The organism is Sphingomonas dokdonensis (assembly GCF_002197685.1).
GTDB lineage: Bacteria > Pseudomonadota > Alphaproteobacteria > Sphingomonadales > Sphingomonadaceae > Sphingomonas > Sphingomonas dokdonensis.
The window spans coordinates 780450-803433 of the sequence record NZ_NBBI01000001.1 but is presented as its reverse complement, the minus strand read 5'-3'; the positions used below and the strand labels follow the sequence as shown (position 1 = coordinate 803433).

29 protein-coding genes are annotated in these 22984 nt (G+C 65.5%); 16 read left to right on the top strand and 13 right to left on the bottom strand.

The features are described from left to right. Window positions 1-92: 92 nt before the first annotated feature. Window positions 93-866, top strand: coding sequence for an aspartyl/asparaginyl beta-hydroxylase domain-containing protein (locus tag SPDO_RS03760; RefSeq protein ID WP_088366056.1), 774 nt, complete (start codon window positions 93-95; stop codon window positions 864-866). Between the two features lie 44 nt (window positions 867-910). Here SPDO_RS03760 and SPDO_RS03755 read toward each other — a convergent pair whose 3' ends face one another. Beyond that, window positions 911-1951: a winged helix-turn-helix domain-containing protein gene (locus SPDO_RS03755; RefSeq protein ID WP_245829068.1), complete on the bottom strand. Its 1041-nt coding sequence runs from the start codon at window positions 1949-1951 to the stop codon at window positions 911-913. 211 nt (window positions 1952-2162) lie between these two features. Here SPDO_RS03755 and SPDO_RS03750 point away from each other — a divergent pair, with 211 nt between their 5' ends. The 5 genes from SPDO_RS03750 to SPDO_RS03730 all read left to right on the top strand — a co-directional run bounded on the left by SPDO_RS03750 (window position 2163) and on the right by SPDO_RS03730 (window position 5046). Next, window positions 2163-2735 carry a NifU family protein gene (locus tag SPDO_RS03750; protein WP_088366054.1) on the top strand — a complete coding sequence of 191 codons (573 nt, stop codon included), beginning with the start codon at window positions 2163-2165 and terminating at the stop codon, window positions 2733-2735. Between the two features lie 75 nt (window positions 2736-2810). Next, on the top strand, window positions 2811-3404 hold the full coding sequence (locus SPDO_RS03745; protein WP_088366053.1) for a malonic semialdehyde reductase: 594 nt from the start codon (window positions 2811-2813) through the stop codon (window positions 3402-3404). A 71-nt stretch (window positions 3405-3475) separates the two neighbouring features. Next, window positions 3476-4093 carry a tRNA (adenosine(37)-N6)-threonylcarbamoyltransferase complex dimerization subunit type 1 TsaB gene (gene tsaB, locus SPDO_RS03740; RefSeq protein WP_088366052.1) on the top strand — a complete coding sequence of 206 codons (618 nt, stop codon included), beginning with the start codon at window positions 3476-3478 and terminating at the stop codon, window positions 4091-4093. Further along, window positions 4090-4566 carry a GNAT family N-acetyltransferase gene (locus SPDO_RS03735; protein WP_088366051.1) on the top strand — a complete coding sequence of 159 codons (477 nt, stop codon included), beginning with the start codon at window positions 4090-4092 and terminating at the stop codon, window positions 4564-4566. The genes tsaB and SPDO_RS03735 overlap by 4 nt, the downstream gene beginning before the upstream one ends. Window positions 4567-4623: 57 nt before the next feature. Further along, the gene (locus tag SPDO_RS03730; protein ID WP_088366050.1) at window positions 4624-5046 is read left to right on the top strand and encodes a Fur family transcriptional regulator; all 423 of its coding nucleotides are present in this window, start codon (window positions 4624-4626) and stop codon (window positions 5044-5046) included. 81 nt (window positions 5047-5127) lie between these two features. Here SPDO_RS03730 and SPDO_RS03725 read toward each other — a convergent pair whose 3' ends face one another. From SPDO_RS03725 to SPDO_RS03715, 3 genes are read right to left on the bottom strand one after another with little or no spacing between them, the layout of a single operon-like run. Next, on the bottom strand, window positions 5128-5667 hold the full coding sequence (locus tag SPDO_RS03725; RefSeq protein ID WP_245829065.1) for a superoxide dismutase family protein: 540 nt from the start codon (window positions 5665-5667) through the stop codon (window positions 5128-5130). Between the two features lie 54 nt (window positions 5668-5721). Continuing rightward, on the bottom strand, window positions 5722-6174 hold the full coding sequence (locus SPDO_RS03720; RefSeq protein ID WP_088366048.1) for a MaoC family dehydratase: 453 nt from the start codon (window positions 6172-6174) through the stop codon (window positions 5722-5724). Beyond that, window positions 6174-7049 carry a CDP-alcohol phosphatidyltransferase family protein gene (locus SPDO_RS03715; protein ID WP_143559572.1) on the bottom strand — a complete coding sequence of 292 codons (876 nt, stop codon included), beginning with the start codon at window positions 7047-7049 and terminating at the stop codon, window positions 6174-6176. Before SPDO_RS03715 ends, SPDO_RS03720 begins: the two co-directional genes overlap by 1 nt. Before the next feature lie 133 nt (window positions 7050-7182). Here SPDO_RS03715 and SPDO_RS03710 point away from each other — a divergent pair, with 133 nt between their 5' ends. From SPDO_RS03710 to SPDO_RS03690, 5 genes are all read left to right on the top strand, one after another. Continuing rightward, entirely contained in the window at window positions 7183-8289 is a 1107-nt protein-coding gene (locus tag SPDO_RS03710; protein WP_088366046.1) for an inositol-3-phosphate synthase, read from the top strand. A 19-nt stretch (window positions 8290-8308) separates the two neighbouring features. After that, on the top strand, window positions 8309-9034 hold the full coding sequence (locus SPDO_RS03705; RefSeq protein WP_088366045.1) for a phosphocholine cytidylyltransferase family protein: 726 nt from the start codon (window positions 8309-8311) through the stop codon (window positions 9032-9034). Between the two features lie 70 nt (window positions 9035-9104). Then, window positions 9105-9590 (top strand): hemerythrin domain-containing protein, encoded by a 486-nt coding sequence (locus SPDO_RS03700; RefSeq protein ID WP_088366044.1) that lies wholly within the window; start codon window positions 9105-9107, stop codon window positions 9588-9590. Between the two features lie 17 nt (window positions 9591-9607). Next, window positions 9608-10996 (top strand): UdgX family uracil-DNA binding protein, encoded by a 1389-nt coding sequence (locus SPDO_RS03695; RefSeq protein WP_088366043.1) that lies wholly within the window; start codon window positions 9608-9610, stop codon window positions 10994-10996. Between the two features lie 107 nt (window positions 10997-11103). Next, window positions 11104-11739, top strand: a complete 636-nt coding sequence (locus SPDO_RS03690; RefSeq protein ID WP_088366042.1) for a DedA family protein — start codon at window positions 11104-11106, stop codon at window positions 11737-11739. A 46-nt stretch (window positions 11740-11785) separates the two neighbouring features. On the opposite strand, the gene queE is transcribed toward SPDO_RS03690, so the two are convergent. The 7 genes from queE to SPDO_RS03655 all read right to left on the bottom strand — a co-directional run bounded on the left by queE (window position 11786) and on the right by SPDO_RS03655 (window position 16811). Continuing rightward, window positions 11786-12418 carry a 7-carboxy-7-deazaguanine synthase gene (gene queE, locus SPDO_RS03685; RefSeq protein ID WP_088366364.1) on the bottom strand — a complete coding sequence of 211 codons (633 nt, stop codon included), beginning with the start codon at window positions 12416-12418 and terminating at the stop codon, window positions 11786-11788. Between the two features lies 1 nt (window position 12419). Then, window positions 12420-13118, bottom strand: a complete 699-nt coding sequence (gene queC, locus SPDO_RS03680; protein ID WP_088366363.1) for a 7-cyano-7-deazaguanine synthase QueC — start codon at window positions 13116-13118, stop codon at window positions 12420-12422. A 621-nt stretch (window positions 13119-13739) separates the two neighbouring features. Next, the gene (locus SPDO_RS03675) at window positions 13740-14084 is read right to left on the bottom strand and encodes a tetratricopeptide repeat protein (protein ID WP_088366041.1); all 345 of its coding nucleotides are present in this window, start codon (window positions 14082-14084) and stop codon (window positions 13740-13742) included. A 185-nt stretch (window positions 14085-14269) separates the two neighbouring features. Then, on the bottom strand, window positions 14270-14698 hold the full coding sequence (locus tag SPDO_RS03670) for an ExbD/TolR family protein (protein WP_169716233.1): 429 nt from the start codon (window positions 14696-14698) through the stop codon (window positions 14270-14272). A gap of 24 nt (window positions 14699-14722) precedes the next feature. Further along, window positions 14723-15208 carry an ExbD/TolR family protein gene (locus SPDO_RS03665; RefSeq protein WP_088366039.1) on the bottom strand — a complete coding sequence of 162 codons (486 nt, stop codon included), beginning with the start codon at window positions 15206-15208 and terminating at the stop codon, window positions 14723-14725. Between the two features lie 89 nt (window positions 15209-15297). Then, entirely contained in the window at window positions 15298-16098 is an 801-nt protein-coding gene (locus SPDO_RS03660) for a MotA/TolQ/ExbB proton channel family protein (protein WP_088366038.1), read from the bottom strand. 44 nt (window positions 16099-16142) lie between these two features. Beyond that, window positions 16143-16811 carry an energy transducer TonB gene (locus tag SPDO_RS03655; protein WP_088366037.1) on the bottom strand — a complete coding sequence of 223 codons (669 nt, stop codon included), beginning with the start codon at window positions 16809-16811 and terminating at the stop codon, window positions 16143-16145. 244 nt (window positions 16812-17055) lie between these two features. On the opposite strand from SPDO_RS03655, the gene SPDO_RS03650 reads away from it, so the two are divergent. Beyond that, window positions 17056-17910, top strand: coding sequence for a hypothetical protein (locus tag SPDO_RS03650; protein ID WP_245829062.1), 855 nt, complete (start codon window positions 17056-17058; stop codon window positions 17908-17910). Window positions 17911-17959: 49 nt separating this feature from the next. On the opposite strand, the gene SPDO_RS03645 is transcribed toward SPDO_RS03650, so the two are convergent. After that, window positions 17960-18331 carry a dihydroneopterin aldolase gene (locus tag SPDO_RS03645; protein ID WP_088366035.1) on the bottom strand — a complete coding sequence of 124 codons (372 nt, stop codon included), beginning with the start codon at window positions 18329-18331 and terminating at the stop codon, window positions 17960-17962. A gap of 104 nt (window positions 18332-18435) precedes the next feature. On the opposite strand from SPDO_RS03645, the gene SPDO_RS03640 reads away from it, so the two are divergent. From SPDO_RS03640 to SPDO_RS03625, 4 genes are read left to right on the top strand one after another with little or no spacing between them, the layout of a single operon-like run. Beyond that, on the top strand, window positions 18436-18936 hold the full coding sequence (locus SPDO_RS03640) for a GNAT family N-acetyltransferase (protein WP_245829059.1): 501 nt from the start codon (window positions 18436-18438) through the stop codon (window positions 18934-18936). A gap of 38 nt (window positions 18937-18974) precedes the next feature. Further along, on the top strand, window positions 18975-19535 hold the full coding sequence (locus SPDO_RS03635) for a DUF1285 domain-containing protein (RefSeq protein WP_088366033.1): 561 nt from the start codon (window positions 18975-18977) through the stop codon (window positions 19533-19535). A 41-nt stretch (window positions 19536-19576) separates the two neighbouring features. Continuing rightward, the gene (locus tag SPDO_RS03630; protein ID WP_088366361.1) at window positions 19577-20134 is read left to right on the top strand and encodes a CoA pyrophosphatase; all 558 of its coding nucleotides are present in this window, start codon (window positions 19577-19579) and stop codon (window positions 20132-20134) included. Further along, entirely contained in the window at window positions 20122-21312 is a 1191-nt protein-coding gene (locus SPDO_RS03625; RefSeq protein WP_088366032.1) for a CCA tRNA nucleotidyltransferase, read from the top strand. Before SPDO_RS03630 ends, SPDO_RS03625 begins: the two co-directional genes overlap by 13 nt. Here the strand turns inward: SPDO_RS03625 and SPDO_RS03620 are convergent. Next, window positions 21282-22967, bottom strand: coding sequence for a putative bifunctional diguanylate cyclase/phosphodiesterase (locus SPDO_RS03620; RefSeq protein ID WP_245829055.1), 1686 nt, complete (start codon window positions 22965-22967; stop codon window positions 21282-21284). The two genes, SPDO_RS03625 and SPDO_RS03620, sit on opposite strands and share 31 nt — an antisense overlap. Window positions 22968-22984 lie beyond the last annotated feature (17 nt).

The following is a 22984-nucleotide window of genomic DNA, read 5'->3' as shown; positions in this document are numbered from 1 at the left end:
GAAAATCGATTGGCAGAGCGGAGGCCGCTATCTCGACTCGAAGCGCAGCAAGGCAGGATCGCGACCTCGTCGCCTGCCCGCCGCGCGTGTCGATGTCGGCTGAACTCACCGCTGGCTCCATTCCGCCGATCGCGCTCCGCCCCCGCACCCCAGCACCGATCGTGGCAGCGCCGCGCCGCGCCGTCCTCGCCCTCATCGGCAACCACCTGCGCGGCCCGCTCAACCGCCTGATCGCGGCATCGTCAATCATCCCCAACGATCCCGTTCTGGATGTGCGCCTGTTCCCCTGGACGCAGCTGTTCCGCGACCGCTGGGAGGAAATCCGGGCCGAAGCGGTTGAGGTTGCGCTATGCGGCCACGCCTCGCCCAGTGACGGCGGAAGTGCTCCCGACCAGCACGCCATGCCGCAAACCACCGACTCACCGTCGCTGGGTCATTCGGATCACGTCTATCGCGTCGATGAGAATGCCGCGCGCTGTCCCGTCACCAGCGGCTTGGCGCGGCAGGTGCCGGGCCTGAGCAGCGCCTTCTTCTCCCTTCTCGCGCCAGGCACGCACGTTCCCGCGCACCGCGGCGTCAGCAAGGGTCTTGTCACCTGTCACCTGGGGCTGGGCGTGCCGCGCGACGGCGACGCGCGCATGCGAGTCGGTCGCCGCGTCGTACGCTGGGCGGAAGGTGAAACCCTCGTGTTCGATGACACGTTCGAGCATGAGGTGTGGAACGACACCGACGAAATTTGCCTTGTGCTGCTGCTGGAGTTTGATCGTCCGCTGCGCAATCCCGGCAAATGGATCGCCAACTTGGTTCGTCAGACCGCCCGGCGTGCCGCCTTTGCGCAGGAACGACGCCGCAACTTGACCGCATAGTACGCAGCGGCGCGACAGCCAGGCGCAGACACGCCCGCAAACGATCAGTGTTCGACCGCTTCGAGCCCTAGCCAAGTCGCCATGGCTGCCAGTTCCTCCTCCAGCCGCTCGCGCGTATCCGGCGGTGCGCCAGGCTCGAGATGACACGCGCGAACCAGTAAGCGGCCATTCGCCCGATCTGCCTTCAGGTCCACCCGCGCGACGATCCGTTCGCCAAGCAGGAAGGGCAGGACATAATAGCCGTATTGCCGCTTGTCCGCCGGCACGTAGATCTCGATCCGATAGCGAAAGCCAAATAGCCGTTCCGTTCGTGCACGCTCCCAGATTAGCGGATCGAACGGGGCAAGCAGCGCCTGCGCGGCGATACGGCGCGGGTGTTTGGCGGCGTGATGAAGATACACGGGCGGCCAGCCGTCGATCGCAGCGGGTCGTAGCATGCCCTCCGCCACCAGCCTGCCGATAGCGGCTGCGGTATCTGCCGGCCCCATGCGAAAATAGTCGCGCAGTTCGGCTGCGGTCGCGATGCCGAGCGCCCGCGCGGCACGCTCGATCAGCATGGCCTGCGCGCTTGCCTCGTCCGGCGTGGGCAGGTCCAGAACAGCCTGAGGCAACACACGCTCGGGCAAGTCATAGACGCGCTCGAACCCGCGACGGCGCGTCGCGGTGGTGACGTGGCCGGCATAGAACAGCCATTCCAGCGCGGCCTTGGCCCCGCTCCACGCCCACCACCCCGTCTTGCTGCTCTCCACATCGGACGCTGCGATGGCGCCATCTGCGCGGATCCGGGCTAGCAGCGCCATCGCCTCGGATCGCCGCTCCGTAGCAAAGCGCCGCATGCCCGCCGATCGCATGATCCCGCGATCGGCACGATCCATGCGCCAGCGGAGCAGCGGGCGGAGATCCAGCGGCAGCAACGAGGCTTCGTGGGCCCAATATTCGAACATCGTCCGCTGCGATCGCGGCCCCCAGGCGGCGCGGTCGAACAATGTCCGGTCATAGCTGCCGAGCCGGGAGAACGCCGGTAGGTAGTGCGCACGCTCAAGCACGTTGACGCTGTCGATCTGATGCAGCGCGAGCCGATCCAAGGTGCGCCGCAGATGCGCCCGGGTCGCGTGGGGCGGCCGCGATATGCCAAATCCCTGCGCCGCAAGCGCAATGCGCCGGGCTGCATCGAGCGATATCCGTATGGGCGTCACGGCCCTGACGCTATCCGACGCAGCCGCCTTGCGCGACCGGAAACCTTTCCTTTCCGCCCGCGCGCTTGATCGTCGCCGTTGCGCACGCCACATGCGCCTTATGCTGATCGAGACAGAACCGACGCCCAATCCGTCTACCCAGAAATTCCTGCCTGGCCGCATCGTCATGGATGCCGGCACGCGCGATTTCGCAAACCCGGAGGAGGCGGAGGCGTCGCCGCTCGCAACGGCGCTGTTCGATTTGGGTGACGTCAGCGGCGTCTTCTTCGGCCGTGACTTCATCTCCGTCACCATCGCGCCGGGCAGCGACTGGCGCGATGTGAAGCCGGACGTGCTGGCGATCCTGATGGATCACTTCACTGCGCAGATGCCGCTGTTCCGCACCGTCTCGGCCGGTTTTTCGGTCCCCGCGGAGGAAGAAAGCTTTGCCGACGATCCGGCCGACGCGGAGATTGTGGCACAGATCAAGGATCTGATCGACATGCGCGTGCGCCCGGCCGTCGCGAACGATGGCGGCGACATCGTCTATCGCGGCTTCGACAAGGGCAAGGTTTTCCTGCGCATGCAGGGCGCATGTGCCGGTTGCCCCTCCTCCACGGCCACGCTGAAGAACGGCATCGAGCAGTTGCTGCGCTATTACGTGCCCGAAGTAACCGAGGTCCGCGCCGTCTGATCCGGCGCGCCGATCACCACCCGCCCTTTGCGCCGTGGCCGAAACGGCGCGACCATCAACGCTGAAGGACTTTTCATGGCCGCTCCGATCGACGACGCCGCGCTGGACCAGCTGTTTCGTTCTGGCCGGACCTACAATGGCTTCACCGATCAGCCGGTCAGCGAAGACCAGCTGCGCGCGATCTGGGAGCTGATGAAGATGGGGCCGACCAGCGCCAATCAGCTGCCTGCCCGGCTCGTGTGGTGCGTCAGCGACGAGGCAAAGGAGAAGCTTGCGCGCTTCGCCAGCGACAGCAATGCCGACAAGATCCGCAAGGCGCCCGTCTGCGTGGTCTTGGGCATGGACGTGAACTTTCACGAGCATCTGCCCGAGCTGTTCCCGCATGCCGACGCGAAGAGCTGGTTTGACGGCAACACCGAGCTGCGCGAGGCATCCGCCTTCCGCAATTCGTCGTTACAGGGCGGCTATTTCATCCTCGCCGCCCGGGCACTCGGCCTCGATACCGGCCCGATGAGCGGCTTTGACGCGGGCGAAGTGGACAAGGCGTTTTTCGCCGATCAGCCGGGCGTGCGCACGAACTTCATCTCGACGCTTGGCTATGGTGATCCATCCACCATCTTCGAACGGAGCCCACGCCCGGCATTTGAGAAATTTAACCGCGTCGTCTGAGTATCGCTTCGGACGTCAAGGACCAAACAAAAGGGGCTTGAGCCGCAACGCCCCGCAGGCAAAGGGGTGCGATGCCGCGCACGCTTGTTATCGATACCGCCACTGCCGCCTGCTCCGTCGCGCTGTTGGAGGATGGGCACGTCGTTGCGGCCCGCCATGATGTCGTCGGGCGGGGCCACGCCGAGCGACTGGTGCCGATGATCGCGGCGCTGCCCGATGGCGGCCGCGCAGGCGACGTGCTGGTCGACGTTGGCCCCGGCAGCTTCACCGGCATTCGGGTCGGCATCGCCGCTGCCCGCGCGCTCGGGCTCGGGTGGGGCGTGCCGGTACGCGGCTATTCTTCGCTTGCGCTGATCGCCGCTGCGGCCTTTGCCGAGGATGATGCCACGCCGCTTGCGGTTGTGCTGGAAGGCGGGCACGGTGAGGTCTTCATGCAAGGGTTTACCGCCTCGCCCCTGATGCCCACCGAGCCGCTCGCGTCGCTGCGGCCCGAGGCAGCGATCGCAGCTCTTGGCCACCGAATAGCAGTTGGCAACGGCGTACGCTGGCTCACCCAGTTGCAGCCCGAACTCGCCACGCGCGAGGCGCTGCCTGAGGCTGCCAAGGCGCATCTGTTGCCGCCGGACCTCTCCACCCTGCCCGCCCGTCCGCTTTATGGACGCGCGCCGGATGCCAAGTTGCCGGCATGAGCACGCGCCTGCGCATGGTGGAACTGACCAGCGGTGTTGCTGCCGACGCAACTGCCGTTGAGGCGGTGATGGACAGCGCCTTTGACCCTCGCTTCGGCGAGGCATGGACGCGCAGCCAGCTGCTCGGCATTCTCGGCATGCCGGGCGTGTGGCTGACGCTTGCGCGCGTGAACGGCAGTGTTGCGGGCTTCGCGCTTGCCCGCGCGATCGTGGACGAAGCCGAACTGCTGCTTATCGCCACCGCGCAGCCATTTCGCCGGCAGGGTGTCGGCGCGGCGCTGGTCCGCAGCATTCTGGCAGAGGCGCGCAGCCGCGGTGCCGTCCGGGTTCACCTTGAGGTGCGGGCCGGCAACACCGCGATCGGGCTCTACAGCGCGAACGGTTTCGTGAAATGCGGCGAGCGCCGCGGTTACTATCGCGGCCATACCGGACAGGCGTACGACGCTCACAGCTATTCGGTGGAGCTCGCCTAGCGTTGTTGCGAGTCGTTTACGCTTTTCGCAACAGGCTCCCCCGACTACACGGGGAGAATGCCACGCAAGATCGACCTTGAAGCGCTCTGCCATGAAAAAGGGCTGCGAATCACCGAACAGCGCCGGGTCATAGCCCGCGTCCTCTCCGAAGCCGACGATCACCCCGACGTGGAAAAGGTTTACGAGCGCGCGTCTGCGATCGACCCCGGTATCTCGATCGCCACGGTCTATCGCACCGTGCGCTTGTTCGAGGAGGCCGGCATCCTCGACCGCCACGATTTCGGCGATGGCCGCGCGCGGTACGAACCTTCGCCGGAGGCGCACCACGACCATCTGATCGACGTAGAAACCGGCAAGGTGATCGAGTTTGTCGATCCCGAACTCGAATTGCTGCAAAAGCAGATCGCGGAGCGGCTGGGCTTTCGCCTCGTCGATCACCGCATGGAGCTTTACGGCGTCAGCCTCACCCGCAAGGAGTGACGCGAGGCCGCACTGAAAGCGACCGAAGTTTCGGCAGGTGAAAAAAAGGGGCTGGTGCTGATGGCGCAGCCCCTTTTGACATCAGGACGCCTGGAACACGCCGCAAGCAATCCGGCCGCCGCTATTGCCCGACGGGTCGGTCTTCAGATCGTCAGGCCCGGCGTGGATCACGAATGCCGCACCGTCCGCATCGAGCAGCCCGGCCATCGTCGCACCGGGAATGGTCGCCGCCACGGTGCCCCGGCCCCCCGAGTCGACGATCAGATTGGGGATGTCGCCGTAATGCGGACCCTGCGGGTTCATCGTCCCATGCTTCATCTCCGTCGGGTTCCAGTGCCCACCCGCCGTCGTGAAATCAGGCGCGTCGCAGCGGCCCGTGGTGTGAACATGCGCGCCGTGCGTGCCCGCCGGCATGTTCATTCCATCAACGGTGAAGCGCAGGCCGCCCGCAACCTCGGTAGCTGTGGCGCGCCCGACGTCGGCGCCTGCCGCCGTGCGCAACGGGGCAACGGCGGTGGCGCCGCCCGCAACCGGTGCCCCAGTTTCCAGCTTGCCTTCATCGCACGCGCTGAGCCCGATGACACAAGCGGCCAGACCGGCCGCCATCGTTAAACGTAGCATGAACGTCTCCCTGTTTCGTAAGCGAAACGGCGGGGGCGCGACGCTTGTTCCCTCTCAGGCGGGCTTTGCCATCATCAGCGCGGCACGCAGCGTTCGGCACACGATCTCGTCCCGCTGATTGAGCCCGAGATGCTCGAAGGTGACGATCCCCTGCCCCGGCCGTGACGACGATGGGCGAAGCGCCTTTACTTCCGTTTCGACGCGAATCGTATCACCGGCGAAAACTGGCTTCGGAAACGTCGTTTCGCTCATGCCCAGATTGGCGACGGTCGTACCGAAGGTTGTGTCCTGCACACTCAAGCCGATCACCAGCCCCAGCGTGAACAAGGAGTTGACCAGCGGCTTCCCGAACTCGGTAGTCGCGGCATAATCGTGATCGATATGCAGCGCCGCCGGATTATAGGTCAGCGCGGAAAACAGCATGTTGTCCGCTTCGATCACCGTGCGACGGATCTCATGAGCGAAGCGCTGCCCGACCGAGAATTGCTCGAACCACAAACCCGGCATCAGCCGCGCCCCCGCCCGATCAGGCCGAGCAGCCGGCGGCATTGGCTGCGCTGTCGCACGATGCCGGTAACAAGCAGGAGGTTGAGCACGGTGATCTCCACAAGAAAGAACCAGATCGGGCTACCCGCGATCATGCTGAGCCCCAGGATGATGGTCCGCGGATTGGCGCCGAGTGCGCTTGGCAACAAGAGGAAAGACGGGCCGACCTCCCGCGCCAGCCGCGCGATGCGCTGCCGCTCGGACGGGTCCACCTCCGCGCCCGCGACGACCGCGTTGATCCTGGCAGTCGCGCCCGTCAGCACCCGGCCGATCGCAAGATAGACCATCCCCAGGGCACGGCCGATCCCCGTCGCACCGCTGCGCTGCTGCTGGAGCCACGGTACGCCGTAGGCCCACCATTGATAGCTGCGCCGCGAGCTTTCCGCGAATACGGACTGCGCGATGCGCGACCCGCCGGCGCCCACCGCCAATACCCAGGCCGCAACGCCGATCACATCGTCGAGTGCGCTGCCCAACAGCACATACAGCGCGATATGCCCGCCATAGTCGCAAAGCCCGTCCACCACTTCGCCGCTGGCGCTGGCCCGGCCCGTAAGCCGAGCAAGATCGCCGTCCGCACCGTCCACCACATGCCACAGGAGGTGGATGGCGAAGCCGGCGAGCACGGCTCCAAGCGTACCGACGCGCGCATAAAGCACGCCGGTGCTGATCACGAGCAGCGCCCCGAAGACGGATACCATGTTCGGCGTGACGGGCGTCGGCACCAGCGCACGGGCCAGGCGCCGCGCCGCCGGATGGTAAATCACGCGGTTCAAAAAACCTTGCAACTCGCGCGGTTTGCCCGTCACTGTCGCTGGCTGGTCGGTTATCGTCACGTTGCTCGCCCCTTTGCGTTTGGCGCCTTAGCATCGGCAGGGGTCGCTTGACAGGAGACACGCATCTGTCACGACGCTGCAAATCAATTGTCACGGCCGGCGCTCCTCGCTGACCGCATGGGATTTCTTCAGAATGGCGACGATCAAGGTTGCGGTTATCGGTGTTGGCAACTGCGCATCCAGTCTTGTGCAGGGCAAATACCATTATGCCGCTAGCAACACCGCGCATGGCCTGATCCACGAGGAAATCGGCGGCTATCGCGTGTCCGATCTGGAATTCGTGGCCGCGTTCGACGTCGATTCGCGCAAAGTCGGCCTTGATCTGGGCAAGGCGATCTTCGCCAAGCCGAACTGCACGAAGGTGTTCCACGCCGATGTGCCGGACACGGGCACCGTCGTGCAGATGGGCGTGCGCCTTGATGGTGTCGCCCCGCACATGCTCACCGCAGCGAACGATCGCGGCTTTTCCATGGACGAGACGCGCGACGCGACCAAGGCGGAGATCGTCCAGGCGCTGAAGGATTCGGGCGCTGAGATCCTGGTCAACTTCCTGCCCGTCGGCAGCCAGGAGGCGACCGAATTCTACATGGAATGCGCGCTTGAAGCGCGGGTCGGCGTAGTGAACTGCATGCCGGTCTTCATTGCCAGCCGTCCCGAGTGGGAAAAGAAGTTCGCCGATGCGGGCCTGCCGATCATCGGCGACGACGTAAAGGCGCAGGTCGGCGCCACCATCGTCCACCGCGTTTTGTCGAACCTGTTCAACCAGCGCGGCGTGACGATCGATCACACCTATCAGCTGAACACCGGCGGCAACACCGACTTCATGAACATGCTGGATCGCAATCGTCTGTCCAGCAAGAAAGAGTCGAAGACCGAGGCGGTGCAGGCCGTCCTGTCCGAGCGTCTGGCGGACGAGAACATCCACGTCGGCCCGTCGGACTACATTCCGTGGCTGCACGATAACAAGCTGTGCTTCCTTCGACTTGAGGGCAATCTGTTCGGCGACGTACCGATGAACCTCGAGCTTCGCCTGTCGGTCGAGGACAGCCCGAACTCGGCCGCTGTCGTGGTGGACGCGATCCGCTGCGTGAAGCTCGGCCTTGAGCGCGGCATGGCCGGCGCGCTCACCGGCCCGTCCGCTTTCTTCTGCAAGCATCCGCCCGAGCAGTTCACCGACGATGTCGCGGCGCAGATGACCGACGAGTTCATCCAGTCGCCCTCCACGCTCGCCGCAGAGTAAGCAAAAAGGGCGCTTTCCCGTGAAAGCCCTCATCGTCGCAGCCGGCCTTGGCAGCCGGCTGCGCGAGGTGTCACCATCCAAGCCGCTGACCCCCGTTGCCGGCGTCCCCTTGATCGCGCGCGTGATCAAAGCGGCGCGCGCCGGCGGGGCGAGCGGTTTCGTCGTCGTTACCGGGCATGAGGGGGGGCGCCTGCGATCCTATCTCGGCGATCTGGACCCGTCGATCGTTACGGTGACGACGCCCGACTGGACGCTGCCGAATGGCCATTCGGTTTTGACCGGCGCCGACGTCATCGGCCCCGAACGCCACCTGCTGATGATGGCGGACCATCTGTGCGATCCTGCCATCATCGCGCAGATGATCGCCGCCCCGCCCGCCCCGCTCTCGCTCGCCGTTGATCGGCGGCTCGAAAATCCGCTGGTCGACATGGACGATGTCACGCGCGTCCGTACCCGGGGCGATGCAATCACGGCGATCGGCAAGCACCTGCCTGACTATGACGCGTTCGACTGCGGTGTCTTCACGGTCGATGGCCGCTTTCACGACGCGCTTCGGGCGGTAATCGCAAGCGGCGGCATCGGCTCGATCTCAGCCGGCGTTGAGGCATTGGTGCCGACCGGCGGTGCCCGCGCGATCGACATCGGTGATGGCTGGTGGCTCGACGTCGACGATGCCCGCGCGCTCGCCCAGGCAGAGGCCGACGTCGCGCTGCACACCACCTTTGGCGCCGCCCTGCCCGCCTGAAAGTCGATCGCAACAGCAACCAGCGTTCGCGCCGCCTGTTCTCCCCGGCAACACCGAGGAGTACCACGCAATGGCCCAGCAAGAGATCTACGCCGCGCTGAAGGCGGATCACGACAAGCAGCGATCCATGTTGAAGGAGTTGGGCGAGCTCAAGGGCGACACCGACGAGCGTCGCTCGCTTTTCGAGAAATTCCGCCTCGAAGTCCAAAGTCACGCCGCGGCGGAAGAGGAGTCGCTCTACGCCGTCATGCTCGGCAATCCGGATCTGCGCGACGACGCACGTCACTCGGTCGCCGAGCACAAGGAGGTCGACGATCTCATCGGCGAGCTGATGGACATGTCGTTCGGCAGCGACGAATGGGAAGAGCGGTTTGGCCACATGCGCCATCGCTACGAGCATCACATCGACGAGGAAGAGGAAGACATGTTCCCCGCCGCCGACGCGGAACTGGACGATGCGACCGAAAAGAAGCTCGCCGGCACCTACAAGGAGCGCAAGCCCGAGGAACTGGAGCTCGCCCGCGACAACCCGCCCGGCGGCGACGATCGCGACTAAGTCGTCACGACCGCCCGATGCGCCTAATCACCCTGCCGGAGCCCGACGACTTCGACGCGTGGCGTGATGCGGCGCGCGGGCTGGTCGCCCAAGACGTGCCGCCCGACGATGTCGTCTGGCAGGTCGGCGCCCACGCCGGCGATCTGTTCGCGGCCGGCGCAACGCCGCACCACGATCCGGTCCAGCCCGGCTTCAAGGTACCACGCGCCTTCCTCGATCTCGCACGCAACGCGATCCTCAACCGCGATCCGGAGCGTTTCGCGCTCCTTTACACCCTGCTCTACCGACTTCCACGCGAGGCGGGGCTGATCGAGGATCATGCCGACCCGCTCGTGCGGCGCCTTGAAGGGCTCGCCAAGCACGTCCGTCGCGACATCCACAAGATGCGTGCCTTTTTGCGCTTCCGCGAAGTGCCAGACGATGGTGCCAGCCGCTTTGTCGCCTGGTTCGAGCCAGAGCATCACATCGTCCGCGCCAACGCAGCGTTTTTCGTCAACCGCTTCGCCAGCATGCGCTGGTCTATCCTAACGCCCGATGTGTCGCTGCACTGGGATGGCGCTGCCCTCAGCCAAGGGCCCGGTGCGACCAAGGACGATGCGCCCGAAGGCGATCCGATCGAGGAAGTCTGGAAGACCTATTACGCATCGATCTTCAACCCCGCGCGTGTGAAGGTCGGCGCGATGTTGAAGGAGATGCCGCGCAAATACTGGAAAAACATGCCTGAAACCGCATTGGTCCCCCAGTTGCTGGCAACCGCGCAGGCACGAGAGAGCGGGATGATCGCCAAGGCACGAAGTGCACCGGGTGGAAACAGCGAGATTGCGTGGGACGCTTTGCGCGAAGAGGCGATGAGCTGCACCCGCTGCCACCTCTACAAGCCCGCCACGCAGACCGTGTTCGGCGAAGGTCCGGTGTCTGCCAGCATTATGTTCGTCGGCGAACAACCCGGCGATCAGGAGGATATGGCCGGTCATCCCTTCGTGGGCCCGGCAGGCCAACTGTTCGATCGCGCGCTCGGCGAGGCAGGGATCGACCGCTCGCAGACCTATGTCACCAATGCCGTCAAGCATTTCAAGTTCGAGCCGCGCGGCAAACGCCGCATCCACGCCAAGCCCGACGCCGGCGAGATCGAGGCGTGCCGCTGGTGGATCGAGCAGGAGCAGATGCTCGTCCGCCCCAAGGTAACGGTTGCGCTCGGCGCCACGGCCGCGCGCTCGCTGTTCGGGAAGGTGATGACGATCAGTCGGGAGCGCGGCCGCGCGCAGCAACTACCCGACAATGCCGGCGAGGCGTGGATCACGGTTCATCCCAGCTACCTTCTGCGGCTGCCGGATGAGGCCGCCCGGACGCAGGAATATGCCCGCTTCGTCGACGACCTCCGATTGGCCGCAAAAGCCGCCGCCTGACCAGACCCAGCACTCTGGTGCGGCAACAGCGCATTGCCTGACGGGCAGCCGAGCATCTGCAATCGGCGATTGACCATCGCCCCCACTCCCCGCCAAAGCGCCTACCCATGTTCGAGAAGATCATTGCGGCGCTTGCCATCTTCACGGTCGGCGTGATCCGTGCCGGCGGTTATTGGGGCATCGTCCTCCTCATGGCGATTGAGAGCGCCTGCATCCCGCTTCCGTCCGAGATCATCATGCCGTTCGCGGGCTATCTAGTCTCGACCGGCGAGATGAACATCTTCCTTGCCGCAACCGCTGGCGCGCTCGGTTGCAACCTCGGCTCGATCGTCGCTTACGAGATCGGGAAGCGCGGCGGCCGGCCGCTGGCGGAACGCTGGGGCAAATATGTTCTGGTCGGCCCCGGCGAGCTCGACCTGGCGGACCGCTTCTTCAATCGCTGGGGCGCAGCAGCCATCCTGATCGGCCGCATGCTACCGATCATCCGCACCTTTATCGCTTTTCCCGCCGGCGTCGCGCGGATGAAGCTCATCCCGTTTCACGTTTACACCTTTGTCGGCTCCTGGCCGTTCTGCTTCCTTCTCGCCTGGATCGGGGCGCAGCTTGGCGAATCGTGGAACAACGATCCTCGATTGAAGGCGTTCTTCCATCAGGCGGATCTGGCGATCGGCCTGGCGCTGGTGGCGGCGGGCGGATTCTACCTGTGGCACAAGGTGCACGGCCTGAAGAAAAAGAAGCGTTAAGCGCCGTTACTGCTTCAACCTGACCGCCGTCGCGCCGCGTCGTTAATCAACGCAAGCCGAGCAGCTTGTGCGTTTGCAGGGATAGGCGCCAGCGCGGTCGCTCCATCACCAGCGCCATCGCCGCTTCCTGGTTTGCGGCAGCATTGATGTCGTCCAGCGGCTGGATCAGCAGATGATCGAACGCCCAGCTTTCCATCGCGACAACATCGCTGCCGGGCTGTGGCCAGACCAGCTTCAGCTCGTTGCCCTGCCGCTGCACCGTCTCGCTGCCCGCCTTGGGGCTGATGCAGACCCAGTCGATGCCTGGGTTCACCGGCAACGTGCCATTGCTCTCGATCGCGATGAAGAACCCCGCGGCATGCAGCGCGTCGATCAGCGCATCGTCGACCTGCAGCATCGGCTCGCCGCCGGTCAGCACGACGAAACGCCCCCCCTTGTCTCCATCCCACATATTCACGGCGGCGGCTGCCAGGGCCTCGGCATCGGCAAAGCGCCCACCCCCCAGCCCGTCGATACCGACGAAATCGGTGTCGCAAAAACGGCAGATGGCGGTAGCGCGATCCTGCTCGCGCCCCGACCACAGATTGCAGCCGGCAAAGCGGATGAACACGGCGCGCCGCCCGGCCTGCACGCCCTCACCCTGGAGCGTCAGGAACATCTCCTTGACCGCATAGCTCATGTCAGGGCGCCGGCGGCGCAACGGCATAGATTGTCGGATCGGCGATTCCCGCGTCCTCGAACCCCTTGTGACGCAGGCGACAGCTGTCGCACAATCCGCAATGCGTGCCCGCCGGGCTCGGATCGTAGCAGGACCAACTCATGCCCAGGTCGAGACCAAGCCGCGTTCCCTCCCGCACGATGTCCGCCTTGGTCATATGCTGCAACGGCGCATGGATGCGAAACGCCTCTCCCTCCACGCCGGCTTTCGTCGCGAGCTCGGCCAGATGCTCGAACCCGGCGATGAACTCCGGGCGACAATCGGGATAGCCCGAATAATCAAGCGCATTGACCCCGATGAAAAGCGAACGCGCGCCGGCCGCCTCCGCCCACGCCAGGGCGAGGCTGAGAAACACCGTGTTGCGCGCCGGCACATAGGTCACCGGAATGTCAGTGCCAACGCCATCTTTTGGTACGGAGATATCCGCAGTCAACGCGGATCCGCCGAACGCGGATAAGTCGATCGGCAACACAACGTGCCGTACTGCGCCGAGCGTCTGCGCGATGCGGCGTGCCGCCGCCAGTTCGACCTGATGCCGCTGATTGTAATCGATCGACAGCGCAAAGATGCGATAGCCGGCCTCGCGCGCGATGGCGGCGGAGATCATCGAGTCGAGCCCGCCAGACACGAGAACGACGGCAGATTGCTGATCGGTAGACATGATCGCGCGGCCGCTAGGCCCATCGGCCGTCGGATGCAAGGAACACCGGCAGAAAAATGGCCGTCCGATCGAGCGAACGGCCAAGGTGCCCTGGCTAGAGGGCGAGACTAGGGAGAGAAGTGCTCGGCTAGAAGCACGAACTCACCAATATCCGGCAAGGGTGAAGAACCCGTCAACGCGGCGGCGCCTATTCATACGCCGTTTGCGAGAAGCAATGCCCTCAAACGCCATGAAATTGGTCCATGCAGCGCCCAACTGCTGATTCAGAAAGCCGTGCGCTGGTGCGGACGTACCGACACGCGAAGCGACGACCCGCAAAGGTCAACTGTGCGCACCGCCCGCGAGCATCGGGGCACCCGCGCCAGCCCCGGCCTTATCGACCCAAGCTACGCAGTGCCGATCGATCATGTGTGAGCAGCGAGACTGACTCTGTAGATAAAGTCACCGACAGCGAATGGGACAGTGGAAGGCCTCGCCTTCATCTCCTTTACCGGCTCGACATATCACCCGAGCCCGACGGGCCTTCGCACACCGTCTCGACGTAGAATCGGCTGCAGTCCCAGGTTGCCGACAAGACAAAGGCGTTTCAGCATACGCCAATCTCTTGTTAGGCGCCGAAGATCAACGGACCGCGAGCGTGGTCGTGCCGAGGCGATTGAGGCCGCGTTGTGCCACGTCGTGCGACGACGTCACCATGCCGTCCGGCATTGCCATATCGACCGCATCCGCCTGCAATGCGGCGCGATACAGATTGGCTGCCTCCGACGTGCGTCCGGTCCGTGCATATACCGTCGCGAGATTGATCATCAGCTCGGGGCGCCGCGGGAAGATGCGACGTTCCTGGACCAGTGTTTCCTCGGCCTTCTGGTAATCGCCCGCGGCGATTGCCTGATAGCCGGTGCGATCAGTGGCCAGTGCCGGCGAGGCCGCGGCAACCGCAAGGCTCACGAAAAGCGCTACACGCATCTACGATCTCCCAAGTTACAGTGTCGCTACATCCGCGTTACTGTTTTGTGACATCGTGATGACATATCGAAGACAAAGGTGCAACTACCGGTTGCGGCGCGAACCGGCTCATCGGGGTTCGCGAACAAAAAAAAGGGCGGCCAAAGCGGCCGCCCGTCTCATGGGGTTCTACGTCGCTCGCGCGATTAGAACTCCTTGTAATATTGCTCGTTGCCGATGAAGCCCAGCTTGGTCACGTTGGACCGCCGGATTACCGCCAGCGTCTGGTCGACCACATCGTAGCGAACCTGCGCGTCGGGCTGGAAGTGCAACTCCGGCTCCGGGTTCATGGCCGCGGCGATGTCGAGATACTGGCGCAAGCGCACTGCATCCACCGGCACACCGTTCCAGCTGGTCGTCCCATCCACCGCAATGGTGATCTTGTTCTTCTGCGGATCGACGGGGTTGGTCGGCGAATCCGGGTTGTTGACCGGAAGGTCGACCTTCACCGCATGGGTTTGGATCGGAATGGTGATGATGAACATGATGAGGAGCACGAGCATGACGTCGATCAACGGCGTCGTGTTCATCTCCATCATCGGCTCGCCATCATCGCTGCCGCCACTCATTGCCATATCGATTACTCCTCGTGGCTTAGCTTACAGACGCTCGACGCCCGAGCCGGGGGGCGGTTCGGAAATGAAGCCGACGCGTGCGAAGCCTGCCATCTGCATGTTGTAGATCGCGCCTGCCACGCACTTCCACGGCACATTAACGTCGCCGCGGACGTGTGCTTCCGGCAGTTCGAGGCCGGGCGCATTCGGGCCACCCTGGCGTTCGATTTCGGCCTTCAGCTTGGCCACCGCGCGATCGAGCAGCTCCTGCTGGGTCACAGCAGTCATGCCCCAATAAACCGCGCAGGTGCCGTCCGGCTTTGTCGTGATCGAGAGGGAAACGTTCTCGGGCTTGGTGGTGGTCGGATCGAACCGCACGCTTGGCAGCTTCACCGGAACCGTTTGGATCACGACTGGCACCGCGATCAGGAAAATGATGAGGAGCACCAGCATGACGTCCACGAGAGGCGTCGTGTTGATGTCCGACATCGGGGCTTCTGCGGCGGAGTCTCCACCAACGCTCATCGCCATAAGTCAGACTATCCTATGTCTTCGTTCCCGCCGGTTGTCCGGCCGGGAAAGGTGGCGGGGCTGCCGGCTGGCAGCCCCGCTTTCCCCTATTACGAGCGGGTCTGCACGCCGCCGGCCTGACCGGCCGTGGCGGTTGCAGCCGGCTTCGCTGCGACCGGCTTGGTTGCACCGGCGACCGTCGGGCGCACTGCGCCGTTCGAAGCCAGGTAGCCGAGCACGTCGTTCGAGAAGGCCGACAGGTCCTCTGCGATCGACTTGTTGCGGCGCTGCAGCCAGTTGTAGCCGAGCACGGCCGGAACGGCCACGGCGAGACCGAGGGCGGTCATGATCAGCGCCTCACCGACCGGACCGGCGACCGCGTCGATCGACGCCTGGCCAGCCGCACCGATCTTGATGAGCGCGCGGTAGATGCCGATAACCGTACCGAACAGACCGATGAACGGCGCCGTCGCGCCCACGGTCGCGAGAAACGCGAGGCCCGTGCCCAGACGCGAGTTGATCATCGCTTCCGAGCGAGCGAGCGAGCCGTGCAGCCAGTCGTGTGCTTCAACCGGGTCGGTCAGCTTCGAGTGCTGCTCCTGCGCCTGCAGGCCGTCGTCGACGATCTGCTTATAGGCCGAGTTCTTCTCCAGCTTCGCCGCGCCCTCGCGCAGCGAATTCGTCTGCCAGAACCCGCCGCGTACGCGCTTCGCCTGGTTGATGATCTTCTGCTGCTCGAAGAGCTTGGTGAACATGATGTAGAACGAGACAACCGACATCAGCACGAGAATGCCGAACACGGTCTGAGCGATGATGCCGCCCTGCTCCAGTGCGGCACCCAGGCCGTACGGGTTTTCGCCTTCGGCCGCGGCCGGCGCCGCGGCTGCAGCGGCGAGGATGGTGGTGATCATTCGATGTGTTTCCCTCTGAAAAGCGCGATTCTGTTAAGCCTGGATCAATCCCGTGGCAGCTTCCACACGACGCGGCGCGTCTGCGTGCTGGCGATCGGGTTGCCTGCCGCGTCCAATGCCGGCGCATAGCGGGCCCGGCGCGTCAGTGCACGACATGCTGCCTGGTCAAGGGCGTTGGAGCCGCTCGACTGGGTGGTGACGCAGTTTTCCACGCGCCCCTGGGCGTTAATGGTCCACTTGATCACCGTGGTGCCTTCTTCCTCCGCACGGATCGAGCTCGGCGGATAGTCATCCGTCGTGATCCAGTCGGCAGGATTGCCCTTAGGCGCAGACGCCTTGCTCACCGTCGGCGGCGCAGGCGGCGGCGGCGGTGGCGGCGGGGCCGGCGGTGCGACCGGCGTCGGCACGAAGACCGGCGGCGGCGTAGGCACGGTGGCGATCGTCACCGGCGCCGACGGCGCAGACACGATAGGCGGCGGCGCCACAACGGGCGGCGGCGTCATCGGAATGTCTGGCGGCGGAGGCGGCGGTTCGTCCGGCGGCGGGGGTGGTGGTTCCTCAACGTCGAACGTATTCAGCTTCTCCGACACCTTTTTCACGTATTGGAACGCGAGGCCGGTGACGAAGGCGTAGCCGAGAGCAGCATGGATGAGCGCCACGATTGCAATCGCGACGATCTTGCTCCCGCTCATCTTCTGGTCAGAGTAGGCCATTCAGCAAAAGCACTCCCTAATCCCTATGGCCCGAAGGGGCCGGGCGGCCTGCCACGGCCTCCGCATGGTGCGGAGTAGGCGTGCCGGTCCGTACGGCAAGGGCTAAACGGAACCCTTGCACAGCGCGACTCCTAACTTGAGCCTTAACGACACGCAAACGCTTTGTCGGACGCAACAAACGTACAATCGGCGCAAAACAGATTTATTTCTGTATCAGAAGCGCACGTTGCGATAACTTCTGCGCATGGTGTTCCGTACAATTCGTAGGCTCGCGCTTGCCAGCGCCGCCGTCACGCTTGCCCCGGCCTGCATGGGCGCGCAGCAACCCCCGCTCGCTTCGGTGGCCGATGCGCCGGCGCCTTCCTATGTCGCGCTTGCCGATCTGGTGATCGAGTCTCCGGTTGTCGTGGACGCAACGATTTCGAGCACGACGCGGATCAAAGGTGCCGAGGCGGCCGACGTGCCGCCCGGCTTTGTCCGATATTATGTGGAGGCTGATGTCGCCGCGCTGATCCGCGGCCCGGGCGCAATACCCCCACGCATCGGCTATGTGCTGGACGCACCGCTCGGCCCGGGCGGCAAGCAGCCGCGCTACAAGAAGGCGCGCGTTTTGTTGTTCGCCCGTCCTGTTCCCGGCAACCCGGGTCAGGTCCAGTTGGTCGGCCCTGAGGCACAGCGCGCGTGGTCGCCGGCGCTGGACGCGCTCACCCGCCGCATCGCGGGCGACGTGCTCGCCGCCGATGCCCCGCCCGTCGTGACGGGGATAGGCAATGCCTTTCACGTTCCGGGATCGCTGCCCGGCGAAGGCGAAACCCAGGTATTTCTGACCACGCAGGACAATCGGCCGGTGTCGCTCAACATCCTGCGTCGCCCGGGCGAGCAACGCCGCTGGGCGGTCGCCTTGTCGGAGATCGTCGACGACGCGGCAGCCCCGCCCGCGCGCGACACCTTGTTATGGTATCGCTTGGCGTGCGGCCTGCCACGGTCGCTGCCGGCACGCAGCCTGCAGGCCATGGAGCCCGCAGATGCCGACCTCGCGCGCGAGGATTATCAGTTCGTCCTGCAGCAACTCGGGCCATGCGCCCGCAGCGGGCAGTAAGGCCATTTGATTGGGCGGCGGGCCGACCGGTCCGCCGCTCGGCCGGCGTTCAGCGGCGATGCCGCACCAGCGTGATGCCGATCGATTCGCCGTCCTCGGCGATCGCCAGCTTGACGATCTTTATCTTCACGCGTCGCACGCGCCTGTCCTGCAGAAACAGCGTGTCGGCGATATGATCGGCAACACCCTCGATCAGCGTGAAATGAACGCCCGGCGGCAAGGCGCCGGTGGCGGCATGTTTCAGGTCGAGATAGTTCTTGGAGGCCGACAGCGGCGTGTCAGGCGCGAAATGGCTGGGCGCATCAAGCAGCACGGTGAGCGAGATTCGCAGCGGCTGCGGCAGGTGCGTTTCTTCGGAATAGACGCCGGTCAGCACCGGCACCTCCAGATCGTGCACTTCGAGTTCGAGCATGTCTTCCACGCGGCGCGCTTAGCGCCAGATTGCGCCCCGCGCCATGCCACTTGCGTTACAGGCGCGAATCGCTAAGGCGCGCCACCCCGTTACGTCGGGGGCGGAGGATGCTGGTGGTCGAACTGATCGGGCTTGAACAGGTCGGGGAACGGGCGGTGGAGCAGTTGCTCGACCGCACCTTCGGTGCCGATCGTCACGGCCGCACGGCCTATCGCCTACGCGATGGTGTGCCCGCGCTTGTCGGCCCTAGCCTCGGCGCGGTCGAGGATGGCGCGCTGCTCGGCACGATTCAGCTGTGGCCGGTGCTGTTCAGCGGCGATGATGGCCGCCAGGTGCCCTTGGTGCTCGTCGGTCCGGTCGCCGTGGGGCCCGAGCGTCAGCGCGACGGCATCGGACGACACCTCGTGGAGGGCGCCTTGGCGCGCGTGCCCGGCGCGCCGCTGATGCTCATCGGCGATCCCGAATATTACGGGCGCTTTTTCGGATTCACGGCGGCGCGTACGGGCGCATGGCGCCTGCCCGGCCCGTTCGAGCAGCGCCGCCTGCTCGCACGCGGCGATGGCGTCCCCGCTGGCGCAGGCGAGATCGGACCGAACACGGCGCTTGCCCGCTGATCCTTTACGGAAGGCGCCCCCGTCCCTACGTCGGGCGCATGCCCATGGCGCCCTCCCCCGATTTCGACACGCTGACGATGGCCGACATTGCGCGGCTGGCCGAGGCGGATCGCCTGCCCCCGGTCGACCGCTGGAACCCCGATCATTGCGGCAACAGCGACATGCGCATCGCGCGTGACGGCACATGGTTTCACCTAGGATCGCCGATCGGCCGCCTCGCCATGGTGCGCGCCTTCAGCCGCATCCTGCGGCGCGAGCCCGACGGCGGCTATGTGCTGGTGACCCCGGTCGAAAAGCTCGACATCGAGGTGGAGGACGCGCCCTTTATTGCGGTGGAGATGAAAGTGGAAGGGGACGGCGCGGCCGCCTCCCTGGCCTTTCGCCTGAACACCGGCGACATCGTCACCGCCTCCGCCGACCACCCGCTGCGTTTCGTCGAGCATGCAGATGGCCCGCATCCTTACCTGCATGTGCGCGGCGGGCTCGAGGCGCTGATCGCCCGGTCGATCTATTACGAACTCGCCGAGCGCGCGATCAGCGGAAACGACGACCCGCCCGGCGTCTGGAGCGCGGGTGCCTTTTTCCCGATCGCGCCGTGAGCACGCTTTTTGACCGGCTGGGACGGGCGCTGACCGAGGGCATGGCGCAGCAGACGATCCTGCTCGCCGGCGATCACGGCGACGTTGCCCTTCATACCGAAGGGGCGCTGACGCCCGCCGCCGTTCTGGTGCCCGTCACCGATCGGCCGCGCCCTGGCGTGATCCTGACGCAGCGCACCGAAACGCTCCGCCGGCACGCCGGCCAGGTCGCATTCCCCGGTGGGCGGCTAGATCCTGGCGAGGATGTCGTCACGGCCGCGCTGCGGGAAGCGGACGAGGAAATCGCCCTTCCGCCGTCAATGGTCCAGGTCGTCGGTGAGGCCGACCGCTACCGCACGGTCACCGGCTACACCGTCACACCGATCGTCGGCGTCGTCCCGCCCGATCTGATGCTGCGCCCGTCGGAGGCGGAGGTCGCCCGCGTGTTCGAAGTGCCGCTCGACTTTCTGCTCGACAGCGCCAATCACGTCGAGGCGCGCACCCAATGGGAGGGACGCGAGCGGCGCTATTACGAGATCATCTGGGATAATCACCGCATCTGGGGTGCCACCGCTGCCATGATCGTGAACCTGGCGCGACGGCTGCGATGGACCGCGTGATCCTGCCGAACGCCGCGTGGCGCGACAAGGCCGGGCTGAGCGCGCTGGCCGAGGCGCTGGGCGCATCGGACGGTGCGGCGCGCTACGTCGGCGGCGCCGTGCGCGATACGTTGCTGGGCCTGCCCGTCGCGGACATCGACATCGCGACCAGCCATCAGCCTGAAGCAGTGATCGCACGCCTTCAGGCTGCGGGAATCAAGGCCATCCCGACCGGGATCGCGCACGGCACGATCACGGCCGTCTCCGCCGGCACGGTGGTGGAAGTCACCACCTTGCGCCACGATGTCGCAACCGACGGTCGCCACGCGCAGGTGGCGTTCACCGACGATTGGGAGGCAGATGCCGCCCGCCGCGACTTCACGATGAACGCGCTCTATGCCGATCCGACAAGCGGCGCCTTGTTCGACTGGTTCGGCGGACTGGCCGATCTTGCCCACCGCCGCGTCCGCTTCATCGGTGATCCATATACGCGTATCGCGGAGGATCACTTGCGTATTTTACGCTTCTTCCGCTTCCACGCGCGCTTTGGCGATGCGCCCGATGGTCCAGGGCTCGACGCCTGCACCGATCGCGCCAACGACCTTATGGCGCTTTCCCGCGAACGGATCGCGGCCGAACTCCTAAAGCTGCTGGTGGCGAAGGGTGCGGTGCCGGTGGTGGCGCTGATGATTGAGCGCGGCATCCTCCGGCCCGTCCTGCCCGAAATCACGGACGTGCCGGCGTTCGAAGCGCTGGCCGATGCCGAGGCGCAGGCCGGGCTTGCCCCCGATCCGATCCGCCGTCTGGCGTCGCTGATCCCGTCCGATGCGGCGGAGAGCGTCGGCGCGCGGCTGCGACTGTCGAATGCCGATCGCAAGCGGCTGATCGCCGCGCATGAAGGGCCGGGCAGCGAAGGCGCACGCGCGCTCGCCTATCGCGTCGGCCCGGCGATCGCGCTCGATCGTCTGCTACTCGCCGGGGCGTCGGTCGAGCCGTTGGCGGGCTGGACCCCGCCGCGCCTGCCGCTCGGCGGCGGCGATCTGGTGGCGCGTGGCATCGCCCGCGGGCCGGAGGTCGCGCGCACGCTTCGGCAGGTCGAGACGCAGTGGATTGCGGAAGATTTTCCCGACGCGGCGCGCACGGCGGCAATCGCCGACGCCCTCACCGCTCAGCCGCGCGGGGCTTCCAGCAGCGCATAGGCTTGCTCCGCCGGCAGCGGCCGCGAGAAATGGTAACCCTGGCCATAGGTGCAGCCCAGCGCCGACAGCGTCTGCGACACCGCCCAACTCTCGATCCCCTCGGCAACGGTCGCCATGCCAAGCGCCGATGCAAGGCTGAGCACCGCACGCACGATCGCGATCTTGTCGCGGTCCGCCATCATGCCGGTGACGAAGCTGCGGTCGATCTTCAGCGTGTCGATCGGCAGCTTCTGGAGATAGGCGAGGTTCGAATAACCGGTGCCGAAATCGTCCATCGCGATCGTTGCGCCGGTTGCCTTCAGCGCTCGTAACGTCTCGGCGGTGCCGTCCGGGTCGGTGACCAGCGCGCTTTCGGTAAGTTCCAGCTTCAGCCGATCGCCGGTCACCCCGTGAGTCTTCAGCGCGTCGGCCACCAGTGGCGCGATCTGGTCGCGTTGCAGCTGGATCGGGGAGATGTTGACTCCCATCTGAACGTCCAGCGGCGTACCGGCACGTTTGTCCCACTCGGCCAACGTGCGCAGCGCCCGATCGATCACCCAGCGACCCAGCGGCACGATCAGCCCCGATTCTTCCGCTACCGGTATGAAATCGGCCGGCGGAATGTCGCTTCCGTCCTCCGTGGTCCACCGCGCCAGCGCCTCGAAGGCCACGATCCGCCCGCTCGCGAGGTCGCAGATCGGCTGGTAATGCAGCGTCAGCTGCTCCGCCTCCACCGCGCGGCGAAGCGCCGTTTCCATCGCAAACCGCTCACGCGCGCGATCGAGCGCGCGGGTGTCGTAAACCTCCGCCTGCCCCGTCTCCTTGGAGCGACGCACGGCGAACTGCGCCTTGCGGATCACATCCTCCGCATCGTCGGTCGTCTCCGCCTCGAAGGCGATTCCGATCGAGCAGGTTATGCGTATTTCAAAATCGCGCAGCCGCACCGGCGTGGCCAGCAACGCGCGGATCTGGGTGGCGGCGCGGTCGATCGCGGCCCGGTCACCACCGGTTTCCAGCATGATGCCAAATTCGTCGCCGCCGATGCGGCCCAGCACGTCGCCCGGTTGCAGCGACTCCCTGATGCGCCGCGCAACCGTGATGAGCATCTCGTCGCCCGCCATGCTGCCAAGGCAGGCGTTCACGCGGCCGAACCGGTCGAGGTCGACCACCAGCACGGCATATTGGCTCGAACCATTCGCGATCCGCGCTTCGAGCGAATCGCCAAAACCGGCGCGGTTCGGCAGCCCCGTCAGGCTGTCGGTGCTCATCTCGCGGCGCAGGCTCGCCTCGGTGCGCATACCCCGCGTCTGATCGACCAGGGTGACAAGGCAGCGCGGCGTCGCGGCAAGGTCGATGCGCGCAAAGGTCACGTCGAACCATTGCTGCTCCACCGCGCTTCCGGTCCGCCAGCTACGCTGTTCGCGGTCGCCGCCGCTGTTGAGGAACTGGACCAGCGCCCCGCCAAGATCGCGCGTCAGCACGCAGCGAAGCGGATCAACATCCAGCCCCAGCTCGTGAAATGCCGCATTGGAAAGCTTGATCTGCAGCTTGCCGCCTTCCAGCGCCACGACGACCGCCGCGATCGGTAGCAGATCCATCGCAATCGCCGCCGCCGTCCGATCGAACGCAGCGTCCGATGGCTCTTCAACGGTCTTTAGCGCGGCGAACAACGGCATTGGTCAACGTGTAGATG

Coding starts and splice junctions, on each gene's coding strand:
- SPDO_RS03760 (WP_088366056.1), top strand. CDS start 93: ATGTCGGCTGAACTCACCGCTGGCTCCATTCCGCCGATCGCGCTCCGC.
- SPDO_RS03750 (WP_088366054.1), top strand. CDS start 2,163: ATGCTGATCGAGACAGAACCGACGCCCAATCCGTCTACCCAGAAATTC.
- SPDO_RS03745 (WP_088366053.1), top strand. CDS start 2,811: ATGGCCGCTCCGATCGACGACGCCGCGCTGGACCAGCTGTTTCGTTCT.
- tsaB (WP_088366052.1), top strand. CDS start 3,476: ATGCCGCGCACGCTTGTTATCGATACCGCCACTGCCGCCTGCTCCGTC.
- SPDO_RS03735 (WP_088366051.1), top strand. CDS start 4,090: ATGAGCACGCGCCTGCGCATGGTGGAACTGACCAGCGGTGTTGCTGCC.
- SPDO_RS03730 (WP_088366050.1), top strand. CDS start 4,624: ATGCCACGCAAGATCGACCTTGAAGCGCTCTGCCATGAAAAAGGGCTG.
- SPDO_RS03725 (WP_245829065.1), bottom strand. CDS start 5,667: ATGCTACGTTTAACGATGGCGGCCGGTCTGGCCGCTTGTGTCATCGGG.
- SPDO_RS03720 (WP_088366048.1), bottom strand. CDS start 6,174: ATGCCGGGTTTGTGGTTCGAGCAATTCTCGGTCGGGCAGCGCTTCGCT.
- SPDO_RS03710 (WP_088366046.1), top strand. CDS start 7,183: ATGGCGACGATCAAGGTTGCGGTTATCGGTGTTGGCAACTGCGCATCC.
- SPDO_RS03700 (WP_088366044.1), top strand. CDS start 9,105: ATGGCCCAGCAAGAGATCTACGCCGCGCTGAAGGCGGATCACGACAAG.
- SPDO_RS03695 (WP_088366043.1), top strand. CDS start 9,608: ATGCGCCTAATCACCCTGCCGGAGCCCGACGACTTCGACGCGTGGCGT.
- SPDO_RS03690 (WP_088366042.1), top strand. CDS start 11,104: ATGTTCGAGAAGATCATTGCGGCGCTTGCCATCTTCACGGTCGGCGTG.
- queE (WP_088366364.1), bottom strand. CDS start 12,418: ATGAGCTATGCGGTCAAGGAGATGTTCCTGACGCTCCAGGGTGAGGGC.
- queC (WP_088366363.1), bottom strand. CDS start 13,118: ATGTCTACCGATCAGCAATCTGCCGTCGTTCTCGTGTCTGGCGGGCTC.
- SPDO_RS03675 (WP_088366041.1), bottom strand. CDS start 14,084: ATGCGTGTAGCGCTTTTCGTGAGCCTTGCGGTTGCCGCGGCCTCGCCG.
- SPDO_RS03670 (WP_169716233.1), bottom strand. CDS start 14,698: ATGGCAATGAGTGGCGGCAGCGATGATGGCGAGCCGATGATGGAGATG.
- SPDO_RS03665 (WP_088366039.1), bottom strand. CDS start 15,208: ATGGCGATGAGCGTTGGTGGAGACTCCGCCGCAGAAGCCCCGATGTCG.
- SPDO_RS03660 (WP_088366038.1), bottom strand. CDS start 16,098: ATGATCACCACCATCCTCGCCGCTGCAGCCGCGGCGCCGGCCGCGGCC.
- SPDO_RS03655 (WP_088366037.1), bottom strand. CDS start 16,811: ATGGCCTACTCTGACCAGAAGATGAGCGGGAGCAAGATCGTCGCGATT.
- SPDO_RS03650 (WP_245829062.1), top strand. CDS start 17,056: ATGGTGTTCCGTACAATTCGTAGGCTCGCGCTTGCCAGCGCCGCCGTC.
- SPDO_RS03635 (WP_088366033.1), top strand. CDS start 18,975: ATGCCCATGGCGCCCTCCCCCGATTTCGACACGCTGACGATGGCCGAC.
- SPDO_RS03630 (WP_088366361.1), top strand. CDS start 19,577: ATGGCGCAGCAGACGATCCTGCTCGCCGGCGATCACGGCGACGTTGCC.
- SPDO_RS03625 (WP_088366032.1), top strand. CDS start 20,122: ATGGACCGCGTGATCCTGCCGAACGCCGCGTGGCGCGACAAGGCCGGG.
- SPDO_RS03620 (WP_245829055.1), bottom strand. CDS start 22,967: ATGCCGTTGTTCGCCGCGCTAAAGACCGTTGAAGAGCCATCGGACGCT.